This window comes from Rubinisphaera italica (assembly GCF_007859715.1).
Taxonomy (GTDB): Bacteria; Planctomycetota; Planctomycetia; order Planctomycetales; family Planctomycetaceae; genus Rubinisphaera; species Rubinisphaera italica.
The window spans coordinates 5519688-5543296 of record NZ_SJPG01000001.1 but is presented as its reverse complement, the minus strand read 5'-3'; the positions used below and the strand labels follow the sequence as shown (position 1 = coordinate 5543296).

Below are 23609 nucleotides of genomic sequence, written 5' to 3'. Positions count from 1 at the left end.
TGGGAGGTTGGAGAATATTAGAACCGCAGATGAACACAGATATTTTGCATCCGCGTTTATCTGTGTTCATCTGCGGTTCATTATGGTTAAATAGAGGATTGGATATTCCACCTCTGTTCCACCAGCCTGCTTCTCGGACATTGTAAAGCTTCTATTCTGATGCAACTCAAAGAGACCCTCAAGAAAACGACCCCAAAAGACCTGCAGATATTTGCGGTACTGCAATTCATTTTTGTGAGTTTAATCTGCTTTGGTCTGTTTCGTGCTGATTTCTCCGCCTTAGTGATGATTGGACTGATCCTGGCGTCATTGATTCTCGGTCTCACCGGAGTCTTGAAACCCAAATCCATTTCGCTCATTTATCGTGGCTGGATGCTCGCTGTTTTTCCGGTCGGGTTTCTGATTTCACATCTGCTGATGGGCATTGTTTATTTTGGAGTAATCACGCCGATCGGACTTTATCGTCGTTTCCGATACCCTGATCCACTGCAGCGTAAGCTTGATCGGGAGACAACTTCGTACTGGCAACCGATTTCAAAACCAGAATCGACTGAAAGTTACTTTCGTCAGTTTTGAGGTTCATATGAGCGAGAATCAGCAGGAAACCATTAAACAGGAACCGAGCGATTTCGAGCGGGCAGCGGCTTCAAAACCGTTAAGCCTGACTGCCGAATTTCTGCTGTTCCTCAAAGAACACAAAGCCTGGTGGATGGTGCCGATCCTGCTGTCGTTGCTCTTGATTGGAGTAGCCGTCTGGATGAGCAGTTCGACACTCGCCCCGTTTATTTATCCGATATTTTAAGAGTGGCAACTCGTACAAGCACGAAACGCAAGCGACATTTAACGGTAGATAGAGTAGCAGGGTTCGTCGAGGCGCACTCTGCTTCCAGTACATATTAAAAAATCACCTGCAGCATTCGGCAGGAGCAGACAAGGCGTTTTCAGTTCATTTTGGGTCCAAACGACTGCAGATACCATTTGAAAATGGTCTAAATTATCGCTTCTCAACAAAACTTCCCTCAGTGCATTTTCAGTTCGCCGTCGAGGTTTCTGCAATGGCGAAGTTCGTAGCATTCGGCGTCAGTTCTGGAATCGTTTCCTTCGCTCTGGTTCTTCGCTGTTCCCGCGCTGCTAATACAACGCAGATGATGCCGAATCCATCCAGAAGTACACCCCAGCGGGACCATTGACTGAATGGTTCCTGTAGAATGAACCAGGCGGCGATGGCGGTGACTCCGGGGACGATAGAGAGGCTCATTGTGGTGATGGCAGGTCCGAGGTTGGTGACGGCGTGGGAATATAACGTGAGGGCGAACACAACGACAATAATGCCGTGAAACAGTCCTTGTGCCAGGAGGATTTTCCAGTCGGTTGTGAAGAGTTGTTGTGGAGTGCCGACGGCAAAATAAATCGGTAGATACATGAGGAAGCCGATGACCGAAACAATCGCGGTCGCATGAAACGCATCGATCTTCTCCTGCTTGATTTTCACGGTATACACCGCCCATAAAGCCGGTCCGCAAATCAGCAACAAATCCCCCAGCCAGATCAAATCGCCCGCTCCCTGCAGGCCATCGAGAAAAAACGCGAAGGCTGCACCGAGAATCAGGACAAGACCTGCGATCAGAAATCCGGTCAGTTTTGTCTGCTTCATCCAGACGGCCAAAGCGGTCGTAAAGAGCGGCAGCATCCCTGCGGTCAAAGCGGCCCCGTGCGAAGAGGGGGCAAACTCCAGGCCGGCATAAGCAAAGGTGGCGTAGCCCGGCCCGGCACAAAACGCGATCAATAGAATCGTCGACCACGACAATCCACGCCAGCCTTTGCGAATCAAAACCGGCGTCATGCACACAGCCGCAAAGAAAAATCGCAGAAAGCCGAGATCCCAGGCGTCCAATTCGGAATTGGCGAATCCCCAGCGAGCAACAATCGCCCAGGAAGACCAGACCAGTAGCGCTCCCAGCAATGCGAGAATTCCAGTCAACTTGCCAAGAGAAGACGACGAGTCTGCAGGTTCATTCATTCGTGGGATCGATCATATAACGATTTAGAAGATATTCCGGAATTGACACACCGTCTCTGCTCCGGTTCAAGGTGTACGAAAGTCTTCATTTTGAGTTGTCCTTCACAGCCGTTCGAAAGATGCATACTGGAACATACTATCGAGCCATTTTCTTGTGTTCCAATGAGAGAAGATTCAATCCAATAGAAGTGCACCAGAGTAAGCCCGTGCAAAAAAGTGAATAATGGATGCAAAAGAAGCTACTTGGTGTTAATGGTCTCCGTCCTTAGTTTTTGTTATAGCATATCTGTAGGAATACGCTCATTGAACTGTAATTGAACCGAACGAAGGGTGATTCATCGTGGTAAAGAATGCTGATTGGAATATTCCGCAGGAGAGCCGTTTTGTGCACCTGCTTCCAATAATGATACTGTTTGGCCTTGTCGGTTATCTGGTTTGCCCTCAACCAATCCAGGCTGAGGATATCGCCGATCCGTTTCGTCAACTGGATGAGCGTTGGCCAACTGCGAATCAATACCGGCTCACCACTGGCTCCCCGGGACCTGAGTACTGGCAGCAGCAGGCCGATTATCAGATTGAAGTGGCACTCGATGAAAGCCGCAAACGGATTATTGGCTCTGCGAAGATTCACTATCAGAACAATTCTCCACACGAGTTGACCTATCTGTGGTTGCAGCTCGATGCGAATCGGTTTACACCCGGTTCTGACAAACGCCTGACGACCCTGACAACTGTCGGTGATGATCTGACGGTCGAGTCTCTCCAAAGATTGCTGGCCACCACTTTCGATGGTGGTGTGAAGTTGAAAAAAGTAGCCGAGCAGTCCGGGAAGCCGCTGGAGCACACAGTCGTTAAAGGAATGCTCAGGGTTGATTTGCCAAAGCCGCTCGCCTCAGGTGCGTCTTTCGATTTTGCGATCGACTGGGAATATGCGATCAACAATTCCAAGCTGGTTGCTGGCCGGACTGGATACGAAATGTTCGATGATGGTAATGCGATTTTCTGCATCGCCCAATGGTTTCCGAGGATGTGTGCCTATACCGATTATGGCGGCTGGCGTCACAAGCAGTTTCTCGGTCGCGGCGAGTTCACGCTGGAATTCGGTAATTACGATGTCAAAATTTCTGTCCCGTCTGATCACGTTCTGATGGCGACCGGTAAACTCGTCAATATGAAAGAGATCCTTTCCGAGACGCAAAATGAGCGGCTGAAAGCAGCCATCAATTCCGATACTCCTGTGTTTATTGTTACCGCTGAAGAAGCCGATAAAGCTTCGGGAGTCACGACGTACGATGAATACAAAACCTGGCACTTCCAGGCTGAAAACGTTCGCGACTTCGCCTTTGCCACGTCTCGTAAGTTTATCTGGGACGCCTGCGGTCAGTCTGTTGGAGATCGCCGTGTTCTCTGCATGTCGCTGTACCCGAAAGAAGGGATGCCGCTGTGGGATCGTTACTCGACACACGCCGTTGCGCACACGCTGGAAGTCTACTCGCGTGTGACCGGGATTGATTATCCTTATCCGCATGCGACTGCAGTGATGGGCGTGGTCGGTGGCGGGATGGAATATCCGATGATCTGCTTTAATGGACCGCGTCCCGAAGAAGATGGCAGCTATTCAAAGTCGACCAAAGAACGGCTCATTGGAGTCGTGATTCATGAAGTCGGTCACAACTGGTTTCCGATGATCATCAATAATGACGAGCGACACTGGATGTGGCTCGATGAAGGCTTCAACTCATTCGTACAAACCATTGCGCAGCGGGAATGGGATCGCGATCCCGACTATACCCGAGGCGAACCCCGTCGATACACCAGCTATTTTGCCAACGACAAACAACGCTCAATCATGACCCATCCCGATGCCGTCTTTGATATTGGATCAAATGCATACAGCAAGCCCTCAACGGGGTTGACGCTACTTCGGGAGACAATTCTAGGGCGGGAACTGTTCGACTTCGCATTCAAAGAATATTGTCGTCGCTGGGCCTACAAACGTCCCGAACCCTCCGACTTTTTCCGCAGTATCGAAGATGCCTCCGGGATTGATTTGGACTGGTTCTGGAAAGGGTGGTACTACACGACTGACAACTGCGATTTTGAACTTGTCTCGATTACAAAAAAGAACCTGCATGACGGCAATCCCAAGGCTGATAAAGATCGCTCAGAGAAAAAGAAAGCGACCGAATACCCGAATCTGATTAAAGAACGCGAAGTCGATGTCCCGCGTCGTATCGACAAATACGAAACGCTGCTCGACTTCTACGACGATTACGACCCCGATGCCGTGACTGAGAAAAAAGCGAAGACCTATGCCGAATTCCTCGAACGATTGACCGAAGAAGAGAAGCAGGTGGTCTCAGAGGTGGAACGGTTGAATCTGTATCAGGTCAAAATTATAAATCATGGCCAGCTCGTCATGCCGCTCATTTTGAAGCTGATCTTCAGCGACGGCGAGAGTGAAATTCGGCGTTTTCCCGCTGAAATCTGGAGAAAATCACCAGACGAAGTGACTCCTCTCCTGTTGACCGAAAAGCCAATTCAAGCCATTCTCGTCGATCCGTACCACGAAACCGGCGATATCGACTTAACCAACAATCGCTTCCCTCGTGAAATTGATAATGCGGATGTGAAAATTACAAAACCTAAGAAGAAGATCGAGAATCCGCTTAAGGAAAGTCTGAAGAAAAAGGACTCCACAGAAGAGACAGAGGATGAGAAAGAATAAGAAGGATGTCGCCTCGACAGTTACCTACAACCTGTCGAGTCCATTTCTGACACTCATAGCTCCGCAACACATGCCAATCCTTGCAGTGTTAACTGAGGTCGTGCGATCGTTTTGAAGTTTAAATGAGCTTGTAGAAGATCCGCTGCTCCTCCTGTGAGGTAGATGGTTGGTCGTAACACTACTGTTTGTGCCAGTTCCTGCTGAATACGAGTGACGACTTCATTGACGGCTCCAACCTGACCCCAGATGAGGCCGCTGCGAAGGGCGGCATGTGTGTTTTTCCCAACAACCGCTGGAACCTCTCCCAGAATCTCCTGGAGAGGAATGAGCGGGAGTTTGTTTGTATAATCGTGCAGGGCATGGGCAGAAAGTTCGTAACCAGGCAAGATCGCTCCCCCCAGAAAGGCCCCGGCCGAGGAAACGACATCAACTGTCGTCGCAGTGCCAGTATCAATGATAATCGCCGGAACGCCTGGCTGTTCAAAGCAGGTCGCAATCGCATTGAGAACGCGATCAACGCCGACTTTGTCCGGGTAATCGACAAGCAACTCAATCGGCAATTCCGTTGAAGTACGAATCACTCGTGGCTCGGGAAGTTCCTTCGGCCAGAACTCCACGATTTCTTCAATATGTCCCAGATGAGAACCCGATAGAAAACATTCGAGTTCTGATGCAGCGTGCGAGCTGGCAAATGCCTGAAGATCGGCACGTGCAAACGGAACATCGTACTTCCAAAGGAATGTGCTGAGTGTTTCGGGAAGTTGCTGCCGTTGACTCGCTTTCAGAAGTGCGAATTTTGCGCGGGTGTTACCGACATCAGCAGCGAGAAGTATTCGTGACACAGGTTGCTCCGCAAAATCAGGAATATGGGGAGATCAGTTCGAATTTATTAAGCAGATAGACAAGTCGAGGATCGACAGATCGATCCTCAGGACCATACCCCGCCAGGATTTCGTGAGTTGTCAACCAGTGAATGTCTTTTCGTTCTTCCAATTTTTTAAATGACTGCTTGCCATAAGGATCGGCAACATAAAATTCAATGACATAGAGTGTCGGCTTTTCATCCCCCGGCAAAATCAGTTCCTGTTCGATGTGCAATCGAGCCATGCTCGATATGAGGTATTCTTTCCCCCGCTGCAAATCGAGTTTCCAGGCCAGTTCACGATCCAGGCATTCGCGATAAGTATCGTTTTCGAGCCGTAGAGCGGTCACCATTTCGAATTGTTTCCGTTTTGAATTCCACAACGTCATCCAGCGTTTTTCACCCTCTTCCGGATGCCGCATCATGGCTACGGAACCAATAAATTGAGGAGGTATTGCAGTATCCATGAGTCATCGATTCAAATGAAATTTTGGGTGGCACGTCCCAGAACGAAGTGATGGGCGTGGTGCTCTCACAATGCCACATTCTATGAGTTGTTCCATCTCGATCCAGTCCTTTTATTCTACCACTTGAGCCGCAAAACCCGATTGTTGTAACTGTCGCAAATATATAGCCAGCCTTTATGGACTGCGACACCATGCGGCCGTCGGAGTTTGACTTCCCGACCCAGAATTGTGGAGACAGTTTCCGACTTCGGATTGTATAGCCGAATCAAATGATTCTCTGCATCGGCAATAATCACGCGATCCTGACCATCAATACAAATATGCTTGGGACCATTCAGTCCGGATTCTAATGCGAGACCATCTATCGCGCTGGCTTTCCCAGTCCCGGCTACGGTACGAATCTGCCCCTGCGGATTAACGACTCGCAAAGCATGTCCGCCTCGTTCAAGGATATACAGATTCCCTTGAGAATCGAGGTCGGAAGCCCGAGGATCAACCAGCGGAGCCTTGGTAGCCGTAGAACCATCCTGAGGCACACCCTTCTTTCCATTGCCTGCGATCGTTTTAATGATTCCACTTTTCAAATCGAGCGAACGGATACGGCGATTATTCAGGTCAGAAATCAGCAATTGATGAGCTTTGTCGTTGAGCGCAATCGAAATCGGATCGTTCAATAACGCCTGTTCGGAAGGTCCACCATCCCCCGAGAAGCCCCCTTTGCCTTTGCCGGCAATGGTGGTGATAATGCCCGTTTTCAAATCGACTTTGCGAATGCGATTTCCGCGGGTATCCGAAATGTAAAGCTGATCCGCTTCCGAGCAGACAGCATTGTGCATCCCATTAAAAACGGCTTCTCGAACAGGACCCCCATCTCCTGCAAACCCATTCTCCGGTTTACCGGCAAACAACTCCGGCTTAGCTCCCGGCGACATCTTGAAAATTCGACCACCCTCGTACTCAATAATGTACAAGTTCTCGTCCGAGTCGAACGTCACACCAAACGGATTGTTCAACCCATCGGATTGATCAGCCACAACTTCAAAGTCTGGCTCCGCCAGTGTGGTCGAAGATAAGCAAAGTGTAATCAGACAAAGTATTAATAGGTTTCGTACTTTCATTGGATCGTGCTTCCCATTGCAGTGATGTAGTGATATCTGCAACATCGTACATCACAACCCCGCAGAATGGGAGAAAGTGAACGAATCCCATGTAATCTTAAGGAAATACAATGTACATAGCAGGTACATGTGGGGTTAACCAGACTCCATTATTGGAAAGAAAAAAAGACATTCCGTCTGATGACATCTTTTGGGTATCGATCACCAGTATAACCGGCTTACCGCGTCGCATTCCTACGCGTTGAGCCGTCTGAGTATCTGCTGAGAGATGAACATATTGACGTTCTGCCCTCAGCAGACCTTGTTCCTGAATGTTCGTCAGAAACTTTGCGACCGTCCCATGATATAGCTTTTCGGGAGGAACCTGAGGCGTTAATCCCAGATCAACTTTGACAGAGTGACCCTGATTGGCACGAATCGATTCCCCATCTGCACTGATGGCAAAACGCTGTTTATCGTTTTCGTGTACGACTCGCAGTAATAAGTCATGATCGAGCGTTTGACCGGAAGATCGACTTGCTTCTATCAATTCAGAAATCTTGACCCAGCCAGCATCATCCAGAACAATCCCGACAGTCTCTGGTTTATGGCGGAGAACGAGACTTAAAAATTTGCTCGTGCGAACAATGGAATCCATTCGCGATTAACTTATTTTAGATTGTTGTTTGATTACCACTTTAAGCGATAATCTCATGAATTGGTTCGACTGGTTCTACGCCGACCAGTTTTTGGTCGAGTCCACTGAAGAAGTAGGACAGTCGATTTGGATCCAGTCCCATCTGATGCAGAATCGTGGCGTGCAGGTTTCTCACATGCAGCGGATTCTCGACAGCTTGGGCTCCCAGTTCATCGGTTGTTCCAAATGAGGTTCCTCCTTTGATACCCCCGCCTGCCATCCACATCGTAAAGCCGTAGGCATTGTGGTCGCGTCCGGAACCCTTCGCATATTCTGCCGTTGGCTGGCGACCGAATTCCCCGCCCCAGACAACGAGCGTCGTATCGAGCAGACCACGCTGCTTGAGGTCTTCTAAAAGTGCGGCTATTGGTTGATCGGTTTCGCCAGCATGCAGGTTATGATTCTTTTCCAGGTCGCCGTGTGCATCCCAGTTGGCATCGTTGTGGTTTCCACCGGAGTAGACCTGAATGAAGCGGACGCCGCGTTCAACGAGTCGTCGAGCGAGCAGACATTTGCTGCCGAAGTCTTTCGTCTGATCTTTATCCATGCCGTACATTGACTGGGTCGCTTCGGACTCCTGAGCAAAGTTGACCGCTTCGGGAGCGTGAATCTGCATGTTATAGGCGAGTTCATAGGAGTTGATTCGAGCAGACAGTTCCGAGTAATCGGCTCGAGCAGCAAGATGCCGCTGATTGGTCTGATCGAGAGCATCCAGTAGTTCCCGCTGAACGGCCTGATTCATTCCCTGAGGCCGATTCAAATCGAGAATTGGCGGCCCCTGAGAGTTCAGGACTGTGCCTTGATAGGTCGCCGGCATGTATCCACTGGTCCAGTTTTTTGCACCGCTGATCGGCCCTCCTTTGGGATCGAGCATCACAACATAACCGGGCAGGTTCTTGTTTTCCGACCCCAGTCCATAGTTCAACCAGGACCCCATCGTCGGACTTCCGCTGAGAATCTTTCCGGAATTCATCATCAGCATCGCAGAGCCGTGAATGGGAGAGTCGGCTGTCATCGAATGCAGAAACGAGATGTCATCGACATGCTTCGCGACATTCGGAAAGAGATCACTGACCCACTTGCCGCATTCCCCATATTGATTGAACTTCCAGCGAGGCTCGACAATTCGCCCGCCACTTTTATGACCACCACGACCAAATGTTTTAACATCGACCGTTTTTCCGTCCATCCCGTTCATCTTCGGTTTATAGTCGAACGTATCGATATGACTCGGTCCGCCATACATGAACAGGAAGATGACATTCAGCGCCTTTGGCTGATGATGTGGTCCCTGATTCGGCACATTCTCAGCAGAAGCCGCCTGTGCGGCATTGTTGAAAAAGCCATCGTCACCGAGCATCGAAGCCAGTGCGACCGAACCAAAACCAGCCCCGGCTTCCCAGACAAATTCTCGACGGGTTCGTCCACAAAAATTGCGTGCGTTCGACATGTTTATCACCTGTTATCTTCGCCAGTAGTGCTCTTTCGAGCTTTAAATGTCGCCCTCAAATCGTTATTCCGCAGGCAGTTTGCCTGCTCCAGATCTCTGAACCTACATAACATTTAGCGATAGTTAAAATAGTAATGTCCGCTGTGCGAACCGAATATAAAATCTCTTTTTTAATTCAACCTACCGTCTACAGTTAATCTATGAACACAAATTCATTCAGATTCAGAGCATACAGGCAGAAATATTTCAGCGATTCCTCGGCTGAGAGCCCATGTTCTTTCTGCAGCGTATCAATCAATTGCAAGCCCTCGCTCACATCGGTTTCGGTCGGTTTACGAGTCGTCACCAGTTTCAGACCGAGGCGAACCTTGCTTTCTACTTCGTCCCCGGCTTCCTTATTCAATCTTTCGGCAAACTGTTTGGCTTGATCATTCAGAAACTCACCATTGATCATCGCCAGAGCCTGCGAAGGTTGAATGGTTGTAAAGCGAGCTTCGCAGGTCACGTCCGCATCGGGAAAATCAAAACTGGCTAATTCGGGGGGAATCAGCGAGCGTTTGATGAAGATATAAACGCTGCGACGATTCCGTTCCACAACACTCGATTTTCCCCAGCCTTCACCAGGCCGGGATTGTGTCGAGAGAACTTCTTGTGACAAGTCAGGATAAATACTCGGCCCATACAGTTTCTCATTCAAAACTCCACTGACCGCTAACACAGAATCCCGCACTTCTTCCGCGCTGAGTCGCCGTAAATCGAATCGCCAGAAGAGATCATTATTTGGATCTTTATCCAGTGAGTCATCTACACTCTGAGAAGATCTCTGATACGCGTTGGACATCAGGATGAGCCGGTGCATCGACTTCATGCTCCAGCCCTGATCCATAAACTCCTGGGCGAGCCAGTTGAGTAAATCCGGATGCGTTGGCGGAGCCCCCAGTAAACCGAAGTTGTTCGGTGTGCGGACAATACCCCGTCCAAAATGATGCTGCCAGATCCGATTGACCATCACACGGGCGGTTAGTCGATTCTTTTCGGAGGCGACCCACTCTGCAAATGCCTTGCGTTTGCCACTTCGATCCGGTTGAGGTCCTGCCTCAGAAAATTGGGGATCCGCATCGCCAAACAGCTCCGGAAAGCCGGGTTCAACAACATCACCCGGCACATGCGGATTTCCACGCAACATCACCGTTGTCGGAGCGCGATTCAATTCGACTTTCGCAACCGACATCACAGTTTCCCGCTCTGGAAGTTGACGCATCTGTTCTTCGAGTTGACGTTCTTCCTCTTTCATTCCTTCGTACTGGACCCAAGGCTCGGGATCGAGATATTTTTTTAGCTTTCGTTCCAGCAGCTTTTTGCGTCGTCCGGTTTCTGTCGCCCGCTGATCCTCGGCCGACATTTTCACAACGCCTGTCTGCTCCAGTTCATACATGCGTTGTCGCAAGTCGCGTAGCTGATTTTCAATCGACTGATATTTAGCATTCAACTCAGGATCAGAGACATCACTTTGGCTAAATGTTTTTTCATCGCCGCGCCGTCCATAAGGTGTCAACTCATCAAGAAAGGCCAACATTCGATAATAATCCGTCTGAGGCATCGGATCGATTTTGTGATCGTGACACCGGGCACAATTTACCGTCAGTCCGAGCATTCCCTGACTGATCGTTGTGATGATGCTGTCCAGTTCGTCATAGCGAGCGAGCAGGGGATCGGCTGGTTCATCATCCCAGATGCCGAGCCGATAAAATCCGCTGGCGATTAAAGTCTCTCGCGTCACTTCGTCCAGTTCATCACCAGCCAGTTGCTCGATCAAAAACTGATCGTAAGGCTTGTCCTCATTGAACGAGCGAATGACATAATCGCGATACTTCCACGCATTCGGCTTCGTGCCATCCCGCTCAAAACTGTTGGTCTCTGCATAACGCACCACATCGAGCCAGTGACGTGCCCAGCGTTCTCCATAATGCGGGGAAGCCAGAAGTTCATTGACGAGTTTTTCATATGCGTCAGGATCAGAATTATTGACAAACGCAGCCACTTCTTCTGGTGATGGTGGCAGGCCGATTAAGTCGTAATACAGCCGACGGATTAATGTGTCGCGATCAGCCTGAGGAGCCGCTTCGATGCCGGCTTTGATCAATCTTGAATCAATAAACCTATCGATCGGATTTGAAACATCCGCAATGGCAGGGGGGGCGATCTCGGGAATCGGCTGAAAGGCCCAGTGCTGATTATATTCGCCACCTTGAGCAATCCAGGTTTTAATCGTTTGAATTTCTTGAGCCGTCAAAGGTTCATGTTCAGCTGGTGGCATCCGCAAATCGGGATCGGTCTCTTCGATCCGAAAGACCAATTCGCTCTCATCCACATTCCCCGGCACAATCGCCACAATCCCCGATTCTGTCTCTTCAGTTGCGGACTCATAATTGTGCAGTGCCAAGCCTGCTTCTTGAATCGTCGTCCCATGACAGGCATAACAGCGACGAGCCAGAATCGGACGGACATCCGCAGAAAAATCGACTTTCTCTGTCTCAGCAGCAGGTAGAGAGGTATCAAGTAATGAAATCCACAGACAACAGATCATCATCGCAAAGGGGGTTAATCGGGAGGTTCGATGTAAGAACATCTAATCACGACTCCTGGATGAATTGAGAAAATATTTCGGTGGTAAAGCGGAGGAAGAATTCTGGAGCAATGGTGACAATGCGATTGAATCACCACGGGCTTATTGAAACATTATCCCAAACAAACCGCTTAAATCAATGAGAATTGATTCATTTCCATTGAGATCTGTTGTCACTGCCCAGAAGTTGCGACACGATTAGTAGAAATTACGAATAGAACCACGGATGGAGACGGATGCTCACGGATGTCATTTGACCTTCTTGGGCTCATCCAGGGAGTAAGATATATGACCTGTTCTAGGATAGCATCAGAAAGAAAATATCCATCTCCATTCGGAGGCAACTGCTAATCATCAGTGCCTATCCGTGTCCATCCGTGGTTCAAACTCATTCCCTTGTTGATATACAATTTTTGAACCGCAGATAAACGCAGATGTCATTTGAGTCCTGAAATTTCCACACAATGGTTTTGTGAATTCGGTGCTCATAAGATTCAAATCGGAAAGAAAACATTGTTCTCATTATCGATGGCAACTGTTTTTTATCTGCGTCCATCCGCGTGAATCTGCGGTTCAAACCCATTCCCAAGTCGAGCGATCAATACTCGTTTTCACTTTCCTCGGAAGTTTCTTCCAGAGCCTGGAAAGTCGATTTGAATTGCTGACGGATGGTTTTCTCGCGAACTTCCGTCTCGAGTTTTTCAATCGCTTCAGCCAGTGGAATCATGCCGAGATCTTTGGATTCGATACGATCTCGCACCGAGACTGCTCCTTGTTCGGCTTCCTTGGGACCGACGACCAGCATATAAGGAATCAACTCCAGTTGGGCATCGCGGATTTTTGCATTCACTTTGGCAGAACGCATATCAGCGGACGCGCGGAAGCCTTTCGCTTTCAATTGACGAAGCACATCCTGAGCGTAGTCTGCTACCTTATCAGTCACGGGTAACACGCGGATCTGTTCGGGTGCCAGCCAGAGCGGAAACGCTCCTGCGAAGTGTTCAATCAACATGCCGACGAAGCGTTCGAGTGAGCCAAATGGCGCGCGGTGAATCATCACAGGACGATGCTGTTTGTTGTCTGCACCCGTGTATTCGAGCTCAAATCGTTCCGGCAAAGTGTAGTCGAGCTGAACGGTTCCGAGTTGCCATTCGCGTCCGATCGCATCCCGAACCATAAAGTCTGCTTTCGGACCATAAAAAGCTGCTTCTCCTTCACAGATTTCAAATCGCAGTCCAGAATCTTCGAGAACTTTCTGCAGACTCGCTTCGGCCTGGTTCCATGTTTCTACCGAACCGACATATTTGTCGCTATTGGGATCGCGTCCCGAAAGCTGAATCCGATAGTCATCCAAGCCGACGCTCTTCAGCACGTATTGCACGAGTTGCAGTGTTTGACGGAATTCTTCCTCGACCTGCTCGGGAGTGCAGAACAGGTGGGCATCGTCCTGAGTCAAACCACGGACTCGCAGCATCCCGTTCAATTCGCCCGTTTGTTCGTGGCGATAAACCGTTCCAAATTCCGCTAGCCGAACCGGCAAATCACGATAACTTCGCGGCTCCGATTTATACATCATCGCATGATGCGGGCAGTTCATCGGCTTGAGAAGATATCGCTCCTGCTGTTTTTCCCACTTGCGTAACGCAGAGATCTTCTCCTCAGCGGTCGTCGCTTTCTCATAGTCTCCCCGCTCGTATCCCATGATCTCAGCGGCCTGTAAAAGAGCCGCTTCTTTCTCGGAGGCCAACTCCCCTTCTTCAAGCATACGGATGCAATAATCGATAATCCGACCAGCATCGTGTCCGAAGATCGGAGCAAATTGGGAGTCACGATAGTATGGAAAATGTCCGCTGGTTTCATAAAGTTCGACGCGCCCAATGTGCGGTGAATAAACGGGATCGTAACCGCGATCGAGAAGTTCCTTCTTGATGAAATCTTCCAGAATCACGCGAACAGTCGCCCCCTTCGGTAACCAGAGGCACAGGCCTTGTCCCACACTTGGGTCAATCTGGAATAGGCCCAGTTTTTTACCAAGCACGCGATGATCGCGGCGTTTGGCTTCTTCAATCTGCTCCAGATAACTGGCCAGATCCTGCTTGCTGAACCAGGCTGTTCCGTAGAGTCGCTGGAGTGGTTTGCTGTCTTTATCACCCTTCCAGTATGAGCCTGCAATCGAAAGCAACTTGAACGCTTTGATTTTTCCTGCTCGGGGAATATGCGGACCGCGACATAAATCGACGAATTCTCCCTGGCGATAAAAACTGAGCGTTTCGTGATCAGCCAGCCCAGTCTGCAAATGCTCGACCTTGAGTTCCTGATTCATCTCTTCGCACAGTTCAACCGCTTCTCCTCGCGGCAGGTTGAAGCGCTCAAACGGCTCGCCTTCTTTGATAATCTGACTCATCTCGGCTTCGATGCGTGGGAAATCATCCTCACTGATTTTCTGATCGACATCGAAGTCGTAATAGAATCCATGACCAGTTGTCGGGCCGAAGGCGAGTCCGGTTCCGGGGAAGAGCCGCATGACCGCTCGAGCCATGATATGAGCACAGGAATGACGGAGAACGCCGAGAGATTCTGCATCGCGAACGGTCAGTAATCGAAAATCTATTGCATTCGTATCCTCGACAAACTCCGTCAGCGGACGAGCGGCATCGACAATCGAACCATTCACTTCGGCTGCAATCACATCGTTCGCGAGCCGCTCGGAAATGCCCCGTGCAATATCGAGCGAGGTCACATGATCCTCATGCTCTTGAGAAGTTCCATCCGGCAAATTGATCTTGATCATCGGTCGTTATCGTTATTCTTTAAAGTAATCAATAGTAAGGTACGCTATGCCTACCATGAGAAATATGTGGAATCTAAAACAAGATCGCTCATCATACTTTGGTACGCACAGCGTACCCTACTCGGTAGGTTAGCAGAAGTTCGATATACCTGCATCACTCGACAAGCCTCTCCTTCCATCCTTGGCGTCCTGGCGGTTTCATTGATTTGACACAGGCATAAAAAAAGCCGAGACGAGGCTCGGCTTGGGGTCGCAGTTTCTATTGGAAACTATTCGTCACCGTCCTCTTCCGATTCGACCTCACTGGTCGTATCGTTGATGTTCGACGTGATCGACTTATTGACAGTTTCCACATTGTCATTGAGCAGATCATCCATCGGCACATCGTCAAATTTTACTTTCGACAAAATGTATTCGACGGCTTTGCGTTCGCGAATCTGAGCTTCCAGATTTTCGATCATTCCGCTTTTCACCAAGCGGGCACGAAGTTTTCGTGGACTTTCGCCTTGCTGCATCGCCATGTAGGAAACTTCGATATTTATATCTTCGCTGGTGCACTCGATGTCGTTGTCGGTTGCAATTCGATCGAGAACAAAGTGCTCTTTCAAAGCCTGCTGAGTTGTTGAGTGACTCTGCTGTCGCAACTGGCTTTCACGAGCACGAATTTGCTCGCGACTGAAACCACTTTGCTGCATTTCCAGGACTTCACGTCGCAAAGCATTATCGACGTGCTTGCGAACCAAGCCTTCCGGCAAATCCCAGGAAGCAGATTCCGTAATCTTCTCCAGAACCTGCTCGCGAGTTTTCTGACGTTGTTCGTAAGTCACCTGACGTTCGAGTGACTGCTTGAGCAATGCATCAAAGCCTTCAGCACTCTCTGCCCCAACGCGTTCAAGCATCTCGTCATCAATTTCAGGAACTTCGAGTCGTTTGACATCTAAAACAGTCAATTTTGCATGAACGGTCTCGTCACGCATTTCGACATCGTTCGCTTCGCGAGAGATCGTCAGATCGAATTCTTTGACATCGTCGGCTTTCGCACCGGCCATTTTTTCGTCGAAGCCTTCGACTTCAGCATCCCAGAAGCGAAGCGTTGGTCGCAACTTCAGTGTGATTTCCTCGAACTCACGAATAACTTCACCATTGTGAGTAAATTCGCAATCGCACACAACATAATCGCCGGACTCAGCAGCACCATCATAAGGTGCAACCTGAGTAAATGAGGACAGGTACCGTGCTCGCGCCTGAGCCACATCGTCTTCGCTGATTTCTCGCACAGGACGACGAATTGTCATGTTTTCGTAGTCGGGAACCTCGAAGACCGGACGAACTTCGACTTCGAATTCATAATCGAAATCGCCAGAATCAGGAACTTCAAGATTTTCGACATCCAGTTCCGGCTCGTTAATCGGATCCAGATCGTGATCTTCGGAGACCTGCTCCAAGCTCTGCAGAAGCAGTTTTTGCTTCAGCTGATCTGAGATTTCCTTTTTGAATCGCTTGGCAAGCAGATCCTTTGGCACCTTGCCCGCCCGGAAACCGGGAACAGCGGTGTCGCGACTCAGGTCTTCGACCGTTTCATCACGAAGCTGCTGAATGTCTGCTTCGGTAATTGTGACAGAAATGTGCTTTTTGCAGGGACCGATGTCCTTTATGTCTACTTTCAGGTCCAGAGAGCCTGATTTTTCTGCGACTGCAACATCTTCCGAACCATTGGCGTCTTGTACTTCTTCCGTCACTCCTGACGACTCCCCATCTTTGCCTAAGCCGCTGACCAGATGTCAGCTTTTTTGATTGAACCAATAAAAAAGAGCGGGTGAAGGGATTCGAACCCTCGACAGCCACGTTGGCAACGTGGCGCTCTACCACTGAGCTACACCCGCAGTTCCTCAGATTGACTGAGGTCGAGAATTATAACCGGGTCAGGAGCCTTTGCAAAGCAATCGGCACACTTCCCCGAAAAAATCCGGTTTTTGTAGTGACACTTTATCAACGTTTTTTGTTCACGCAATTCATGTTGACATATCTCAACATGATGCAACCTGGCATCCATGCACGTAAACACATAAATAGTAAATAGATACAGCAATCCACTCAATTCACATTCGGAACGTGTTGAATTCCCACAACATCTCACCGGGCGATCAACATTGACTCAAGAACAACTAAACCAAAATCAAATGAATGATATAACCACTTAAATAGCAAGCAGATAGAAACACTCTCCAGACTCAACCGCCTCGTTGCGGCCTACCCATCTCACCCATTGGCACAGCGGCTGCTTTACATCTTGTCAACGACCTGACACACACTTCAAAACAAACTTTCTTACTGGAGACCACCACCATGACTCAACTCATCAACGCTCTTTACAACGACGAAGCTGGTTTCATTGTTTCTGCTGAACTCGTTCTCGTTGCCACGATTGCCGTGCTCGGAATGGTTGTCGGACTTTCCGAAGTCGCTTTCAACGTAAATCAGGAACTCGAAGACGTCGGATCAGCTTTTGGCTCAATCAATCAGAACTTCCACTACAACGGAACAGCCGGTCACAAAGGCGGAATCGCTGGCAGCAAATACAACGACGAATGGGATCAGTGCGATGATTCCTGCGACGTGAGCTGCGATGTCGCCCCAACCGGCGAAAGCTACTAAGGAGCATTCTGCTCCACCGGGGGCAGTCGCACGAAGGACTAGAGACTGAGATCGCTGAGTCTGCTCCTGCAGAACGAGAAATGAATTTGTGAATCAAATTAGATTTGGGGTTAGTGGGGAGAGGTTAGAGTAAAAGCCGAGGGCGGAAAGCGGAAAGCCGTAAAGGTAACGGTTTCCCAGTGGCTCCAAACCCCTCGGCTTTCCACTCTCCGCTTTTGAACCCTCTGGGGGCTCCGCTTCGCTGCGACCCCAGCCACCCAGATAAATACTCTAACCTCTAAGCACTAATCTCTAACCTGTATCAACATTCAACCATTTATCTCTGGCCTCTGGCCTCTCGCCACTGGCCTCTCTCAAGGAGACCTGAACGATGAACATTGCACACGCGTTATACCACGATGAAGCCGGCTTCATCGTTTCTGCAGAACTGGTCCTGATCTCGACGATTTGCGTCGTCGGCCTGGTGGTCGGCTTGTCGGAAGTGGCCTGGGGCGTGAACGAAGAACTCGAGGATGTTGGCTCGGCCTTCGGCAGCGTTAACCAAAGCTTCGCCTACCGCGGAGCAGCCGGCTGCAAAGGAGCAGTGGCGGGAAGTTACTTCGGAGATGAATACGACTACTGCGACAGCCAATGGAATTTGGCCTGCGACTCTCAGCCGACTGCGGAAAGTTATTAATAAGGTTAGGGATGAGAGATTAGAGGTGAGAGTGGAAAGCTACCTTTGGAAGTACTCTAACCTCTCACCACTAATCTCTAACCTGATTCCATCTTCTGCGGCTGCTTGAAGTGTGTGGTCTCCAATAGCCGCGGAAAAAGCAAACAGGCCCGACGATCAATGATCGCCGGGCCTGTTGTGCGTTATAACGTTTCAAACCTTAAAATTAATAAGGTTTGTAAACACCTGGAACCGGGACAGCGTAGACGCCGTCTTTGTTTGGCAGTGTCGGAGGATCGGCATTCATGGCAAATTCTTTCGGCATGATGCTTTGGTTCGATGCCAGCAAGTCTGTCATAACAACCGATTTGCCAGAGTAAGTTGCGGCTCGCCCCAGCAGAGAAGTCGCCGTGCTCATGGCACCGTATTCGGCTTCGTTGTAGCTGATGTTGTTGCGAATCGCATTGAACAGATCGTCGTGCTCGGTCTGATAAGGATCGTTCTTATCACCGCGATAGCGGTACTTGTTGCCATCGCTCAACTCGTAAGAGCTGCCGGAAACATTGGCATGACCTTTGGTGCCGTGAGCCCATTCGGAAACAGAGTTCCAGCAGTTAGGAATGTGACGGCACTGGCTGAACATCTTCGTGCCATCTTCGTAAGTGAACTCGACGGCATGGTGATCGTAGATTTCACCATACTTTTTGTCGGTACGAACTTCACGTCCCCCCATGCCTTCGGCTCGAACCGGGTAAGCCCCCTTGATCCAGTTACCGACATCGAGGTTGTGAATGTGTTGTTCGGTGATGTGATCACCACACAACCAGTTGTAGTAGTACCAGTTACGGAGTTGGTATTCCATTTCTGTAGAAACCTGCTCGCGAGTTTTGCGAGGATCCCAGACACCACCGCCGTTCCAGTAGACTCGTTGTGCGATCACATCGCCGATTTCACCATCCTGAATTCGTTTGATGATATCGCGATAAGTCAACTGATGGTGACGTTGCAGACCAACGCCGACCTTCAGATTATCTTCTTTCGCCTTGCGGGCAACACTCAGAACTTTATTCACACCAGCAACATCGGTTGCGACTGGTTTTTCCATGAATACATTCTTGCCGGCATTGATGGCAGCTTCAAAATGAATCGGACGGAAACCGGGAGGCGTTGCCAGAATGACAAGATCGACACCCGATTCGAGGACCTGTTTGTAAGCGTCGAAACCAGTGAAGCGACGTTCCTCTGCGACATTGACAATAGCAGTGTCGTTGCCTTTAACGTCAGCAGTGATTCGGCCCAGGCTTTTTTCAAGTTGATCGCCGAACATGTCGCCCATGGCGTGCAGTTCGACTTTTCCGGCTGTTTTCAGAGCCTGGCTGGCGGCACCGCTGCCGCGTCCACCACAGCCAATCAGGCCGATTTTGATTGTGTCATCGCCAGCAGCAAACACTCGGCTCGGGGCCAGTGCACCGGAGAGCACAGCTGTCCCGGCAGCCATCGCTGCAGAGGATTTCATGAAGTCGCGTCGGGACGGAGTTTGTTCGGATGTCATAAATGGTGTCTCCCGTCATCAGGGCAAATAGAGGTAGAAAATTGGTGAGCGGCATTTTCGCACTGTGTCTGCACAAAACGGACAATCAGCACTCTTTTATGCATCCTATCAAATTCGGGCGGCAAAGGAAACGAGAGAATTAGGCTCAGACAGGCAGATTAGCCAGAAAATTGCTCCCCCCAGAGTGCCAGATTCAACAGAGGCCAAAGTAGCATTCCTGCCTGTTGTGGATTTTCGACAAGTTCCTGAAGCTGTTTCGGTTCGAATTGCTGCTTGAGAAAATCGCTATGTGTCAAAGTGGAATGAACCCACGTTCCCCATTCCTTTTGCATCCATTCGTGCACTGGCGTCGGAAAACTCGCTTTGCGGCGATTCGCCAGTTCTTCAGGCAGACGACGTCTGGCCAACAAGCGGAGCACCGATTTGGATTCCAGAATTTCATCCCGCTCCAACTGAATCGATAGCTGTTCGTACTCAAATTTCTCGTCATGGATTTTAAATCGATGCTCGAGCGGCGTCGACCAGATTGCTTCGACAAGTTGATGGTCGGTATAGGGAACCCGAGCTTCCAGCGCTGCAGCCATGGTTGCCTGATCAAGTCGGGAAAGCAGCGATTGCAGATTTTCCTGATGCAGAAATCGGATCATTGCCTGCAAGCCCGCATGAGGTTTGCCCTTTTTGACTTTCAATTGTTTCTGATAATACTTATGGATTTCCTGCAGGTCCGATGTAGAGTCAGGAATTAATACTTCAATGGCTTGAGGCGGAAAGATAGTCGCCAAAGCAAAATACATCTCCGCCAAAGTTGCTTTTTGAGAGGTGCCGTAAAGGGATTCGATTTGCTGCAGAAAATATTCCAGAGCTTCTGGGGCTTCATCCTCAGCCTGGATCAGCCGTTGCAGTTCATCGTAATCCCGACCAATTCCGTGAACCGGCGTGTAACCACACAATAACTCATCAGCTCCTTCGCCTCCGAGGACCACTCCCACTTTCTGCTGAAGCGACTGCGCGAGACGATAAATAATCACATCCGAAGGCGTCGCCAGCGGCTGACCGGTTTGAGCCAGCAATTCCCGCCAGCCAATTTGATACGATTGCTCGTCGACTGTAACGAGGTCAAACTTGCAACTCAGATATTCAGCCGCCTGTCGGGCAAACTGCGATTCCTCCTCGGCTTCCTCTGTCTGGCCGACTCCACATTCCGCAGTGAAGTCCTCTCCCAGTGTTTCTTTGACGTATGTCCCCAGAAGTGAAGAATCGACGCCACCTGAAAGCATCATGCCGACGGGGACATCGCTGACGATGCGTTTCTGAACGGCTAGTGAAAACTGTTGTTGCAGTCGCGACTCGGTCTCCGTTTCGGTGAGATCTTCATTAATCTTCGGATAATCCCAGTAGCGTTTGACACTGATTCCCAATTCATCAAACGTAAGCACACAACCGGGCGGCACCTGTTTAATTCCTTCAATCATTGCGTCTTCACCGAAGTGAGTCCGCAGAGTCATCAGATAATGAATGAGGGCACGACGATTGGGACGCGATTGAAAATCAGGATGTTTCTGAATTGCAGTGATGCTGCTCGCGAATACGAGCACATTATTGATGATGGCGTAATAGAGAGGTTTGATCCCGAAGCGATCCCGGGCGAGTATCAGCCGATGTTCCTGAACGTCGTAAAATCCGAATGCGAACATTCCCTGAAGATGAGGAATACCCTCCGCTCCTTGAGCGATGAGCGTTCGCATCAGCAGTTCGGTATCGCAGCGAGTGCTCAACGGCTGATCGAAGCTCTGTGCGGTTAATGCATTCAATTCGTCGGTATTGTACAACTCGCCATTGTAAGTCAGCGTGTAACGCTGATCGCCAGATGTCCACGGCTGTTGACCATGCAGCGGATCACGAATGGAGAGGCGCCTGTGAGCGAGAATTGCAGAGTCGCCGATTCGAAGCAGTCCGGCTTCATCGGGACCACGGAAGTGCATGGTCTCACGCATGGTGATGACGACGGCATCATCTATATTAAGCGATCGCCGATCGGCTGCGACGAGCCCGAGGATTCCACACAATGGATTTCATCCCTGAGAATTTTTTTAGCACACAATTAATAACGGGGCTTTGAAGAATCAATCGTTTCCGACCATTCATCGATCCCGCCAGCCATGCTTTTGACGTTTGTGAACCCCTGCTGAATCAGCCAGTTGGTCACACGCAGGCTGCGTCCGCCGTGATGGCAATGGATGATGATCGGTTTATTCTTGTGCTCTTCGATTTCACTCACCCGTTCGGTGATTTCACTCATCGGCAGCAGAACCGCACCTTCGATTTTAACATGATCGAATTCATCCTGCTCGCGGCAATCGAGAAACAGAAATTTCTGTTCCTCATCATCGAGCATCGTTTTCACATCCTGGCAGCTGATTTCCAGAGGGCTCATTTTTGATTTCTTCTGCTTGGCGGGTTTGGCTTGAGCATATGCAGTACAGTCACTAGCCAGCAACATAGTCGCCATTACGAGGAACAACAATGGTATGGTCTGAAATGTTGAAGATACTTTAAGCGATAATTTCATGAACAACCCTTCCGTGAACATCGGTCAAACGGAAATCTCGTCCAGCATAGCGATAGGTGAGTCGCTCATGATCGATGCCCATCAAATGTAAAATCGTGGCGTGTAAATCGTGCATATGCACACGGTCGCGGGCGGCGTAGTAGCCATAGTCGTCGGATTCTCCGAAAGCGATGCCACCCTTTACTCCGCCACCAGCCATCCACATGCAGAAGCCCTGAGGATTGTGATCGCGACCGTTCTTCCCTTGCACAATCGGTGTGCGACCGAACTCACCACCCCAGACGACCAGGGTTTCGTCGAGCAGGCCACGGAGTTTGAGATCCTGAATCAACCCTGCAATCGGTTTGTCGACATTGAGAGCATTCTTTTCATGGCCGGATTTCAGGTTACCATGCTGATCCCAGACATTGCCCGTCGAGATCTGAATGTAGCGGACACCCGATTCCGCCAGACGGCGAGCCATCAGGCATTGCTTGCCGAAGTTCGACGTCACTTTTTCATCGATGCCATACCGTTTGTAAGTGTCTGGCGTTTCGTGATCGATATCGAGAACTTCTGGGGCAATGGTTTGCATGCGATACGCCAGTTCGAACGCTTCAATCGCCCCTTCAATATCTGGACCTTGCCCGACCGATTTGAGGTGGTTCTGATTCAGCTGCTGGATCAAATTAAGATGTTGTCGCTGTTCCTGAGAGTCCATCAGTTTGTTGTGGGTATTGTTGATACGACCTGAACCCAGAGACCCGGCTCTTCCTAATGTCGTGGCCTGATGTTTTGCGGGAAGAAAAGCCGAGCCGTAATTTCGTGGTCCACCATGTGCGGTGGGAGGAGAAATCGCCATGAAGGCAGGCAGGTTTTCGTTCTCATTTCCCAGCCCATAAGAGACCCATGAGCCTACGCTGGGGCGGATCAGACTGTCTGAGCCAGTGTGCAGCATGGAAACGGCCTGGCCATGGGATTGTCCTTTGGAGTGCATCGATTTGATGATGCACAGGTCATCAATTTGCTTGGCAACTTCCGGGAATAACTCAGAGGCCCATAAACCGCTTTCGCCGTGCCGGGAAAACTTCCAGGGCGATTTCATTAACTTGGAGACGGCATCAATATTCTTGGCCGCTTCAAAGGGCAGAGATTTCCCATCATCTTTCTGCAATTGTGGTTTGTAGTCGAACGTATCGACCTGACTGGGGCCACCATGCATGAAGAGGAAGATGACCCGCTTGGCTTTAGGGGCATGGTGCATTTTTTCCAGAGCCGGGGCCGCCTTCCCCTCTCGGGCAAGCAGGTCCAGCATCGCCATTCCGCCGAATCCGCAAGTCGCCGATTGCAGTAACTGACGACGGGAAGGAAGTTCACATCCGCAGTTGGAAAGGGATTCTGTATTCATGATTTTATCCGTATGCAGATCTATTATTTCATGTCAGGTTAGGGGTGGCGGGG

18 protein-coding genes and 1 tRNA gene are annotated in these 23609 nt (G+C 49.8%); 5 read left to right on the top strand and 14 right to left on the bottom strand.

What is annotated here, in order from left to right; genetic code table 11:
* Positions 1 to 159: 159 nt before the first annotated feature.
* The gene (locus Pan54_RS21115) at positions 160 to 576 is read left to right on the top strand and encodes an SxtJ family membrane protein (RefSeq protein WP_146505394.1); all 417 of its coding nucleotides are present in this window, start codon (positions 160 to 162) and stop codon (positions 574 to 576) included.
* Between the two features lie 7 nt (positions 577 to 583).
* Entirely contained in the window at positions 584 to 802 is a 219-nt protein-coding gene (locus Pan54_RS21110) for a DUF5989 family protein (RefSeq protein ID WP_146505392.1), read from the top strand.
* Between the two features lie 228 nt (positions 803 to 1030).
* On the opposite strand, the gene Pan54_RS21105 is transcribed toward Pan54_RS21110, so the two are convergent.
* A complete protein-coding gene (locus tag Pan54_RS21105; protein ID WP_146505390.1) occupies positions 1031 to 2020 on the bottom strand; it encodes a DMT family transporter in 990 nt (329 codons plus the stop codon).
* A gap of 340 nt (positions 2021 to 2360) precedes the next feature.
* Between Pan54_RS21105 and Pan54_RS21100 the strand changes: the two genes are divergently transcribed.
* Positions 2361 to 4748 (top strand): M1 family metallopeptidase, encoded by a 2388-nt coding sequence (locus Pan54_RS21100; protein WP_242631391.1) that lies wholly within the window; start codon positions 2361 to 2363, stop codon positions 4746 to 4748.
* Between the two features lie 53 nt (positions 4749 to 4801).
* Here Pan54_RS21100 and Pan54_RS21095 read toward each other — a convergent pair whose 3' ends face one another.
* The 9 genes from Pan54_RS21095 to Pan54_RS21055 form a co-directional block, all read right to left on the bottom strand.
* On the bottom strand, positions 4802 to 5590 hold the full coding sequence (locus Pan54_RS21095) for a type III pantothenate kinase (protein ID WP_165441898.1): 789 nt from the start codon (positions 5588 to 5590) through the stop codon (positions 4802 to 4804).
* A 16-nt stretch (positions 5591 to 5606) separates the two neighbouring features.
* Complete coding sequence (locus Pan54_RS21090) at positions 5607 to 6077, bottom strand: hypothetical protein (protein ID WP_146505387.1); 471 nt, start codon at positions 6075 to 6077, stop codon at positions 5607 to 5609.
* Between the two features lie 116 nt (positions 6078 to 6193).
* Positions 6194 to 7195 carry a hypothetical protein gene (locus Pan54_RS21085; protein WP_165441897.1) on the bottom strand — a complete coding sequence of 334 codons (1002 nt, stop codon included), beginning with the start codon at positions 7193 to 7195 and terminating at the stop codon, positions 6194 to 6196.
* Between the two features lie 97 nt (positions 7196 to 7292).
* Entirely contained in the window at positions 7293 to 7832 is a 540-nt protein-coding gene (locus Pan54_RS21080; RefSeq protein WP_146505383.1) for an RNA 2'-phosphotransferase, read from the bottom strand.
* Between the two features lie 40 nt (positions 7833 to 7872).
* Positions 7873 to 9321, bottom strand: a complete 1449-nt coding sequence (locus tag Pan54_RS21075) for a DUF1501 domain-containing protein (RefSeq protein WP_146505381.1) — start codon at positions 9319 to 9321, stop codon at positions 7873 to 7875.
* Positions 9322 to 9514: 193 nt separating this feature from the next.
* Positions 9515 to 11950 (bottom strand): PSD1 and planctomycete cytochrome C domain-containing protein, encoded by a 2436-nt coding sequence (locus Pan54_RS21070; protein WP_146505379.1) that lies wholly within the window; start codon positions 11948 to 11950, stop codon positions 9515 to 9517.
* A gap of 595 nt (positions 11951 to 12545) precedes the next feature.
* Positions 12546 to 14738, bottom strand: a complete 2193-nt coding sequence (gene thrS / locus Pan54_RS21065) for a threonine--tRNA ligase (RefSeq protein ID WP_146505378.1) — start codon at positions 14736 to 14738, stop codon at positions 12546 to 12548.
* Positions 14739 to 15007: 269 nt separating this feature from the next.
* Positions 15008 to 16477 (bottom strand): trigger factor, encoded by a 1470-nt coding sequence (tig, locus tag Pan54_RS21060; RefSeq protein ID WP_146505376.1) that lies wholly within the window; start codon positions 16475 to 16477, stop codon positions 15008 to 15010.
* A gap of 72 nt (positions 16478 to 16549) precedes the next feature.
* A tRNA-Gly gene (locus tag Pan54_RS21055) sits at positions 16550 to 16621 on the bottom strand.
* 463 nt (positions 16622 to 17084) lie between these two features.
* Here Pan54_RS21055 and Pan54_RS21050 point away from each other — a divergent pair.
* Together Pan54_RS21050 and Pan54_RS21045 are read left to right on the top strand one after the other, a co-directional pair.
* Positions 17085 to 17393, top strand: a complete 309-nt coding sequence (locus Pan54_RS21050; RefSeq protein WP_146505374.1) for a branched-chain amino acid aminotransferase — start codon at positions 17085 to 17087, stop codon at positions 17391 to 17393.
* Positions 17394 to 17763: 370 nt separating this feature from the next.
* Positions 17764 to 18069, top strand: a complete 306-nt coding sequence (locus tag Pan54_RS21045) for a branched-chain amino acid aminotransferase (protein ID WP_146505373.1) — start codon at positions 17764 to 17766, stop codon at positions 18067 to 18069.
* Positions 18070 to 18274: 205 nt separating this feature from the next.
* Here Pan54_RS21045 and Pan54_RS21040 read toward each other — a convergent pair whose 3' ends face one another.
* The 4 genes from Pan54_RS21040 to Pan54_RS21025 form a co-directional block, all read right to left on the bottom strand.
* On the bottom strand, positions 18275 to 19600 hold the full coding sequence (locus Pan54_RS21040; RefSeq protein WP_146505372.1) for a Gfo/Idh/MocA family oxidoreductase: 1326 nt from the start codon (positions 19598 to 19600) through the stop codon (positions 18275 to 18277).
* Between the two features lie 158 nt (positions 19601 to 19758).
* On the bottom strand, positions 19759 to 21666 hold the full coding sequence (asnB, locus tag Pan54_RS21035) for an asparagine synthase (glutamine-hydrolyzing) (protein ID WP_146505370.1): 1908 nt from the start codon (positions 21664 to 21666) through the stop codon (positions 19759 to 19761).
* A gap of 35 nt (positions 21667 to 21701) precedes the next feature.
* A complete protein-coding gene (locus Pan54_RS21030; RefSeq protein ID WP_242631390.1) occupies positions 21702 to 22169 on the bottom strand; it encodes a rhodanese-like domain-containing protein in 468 nt (155 codons plus the stop codon).
* Positions 22153 to 23556, bottom strand: coding sequence for a DUF1501 domain-containing protein (locus tag Pan54_RS21025; RefSeq protein WP_146505369.1), 1404 nt, complete (start codon positions 23554 to 23556; stop codon positions 22153 to 22155). Before Pan54_RS21025 ends, Pan54_RS21030 begins: the two co-directional genes overlap by 17 nt.
* Positions 23557 to 23609 lie beyond the last annotated feature (53 nt).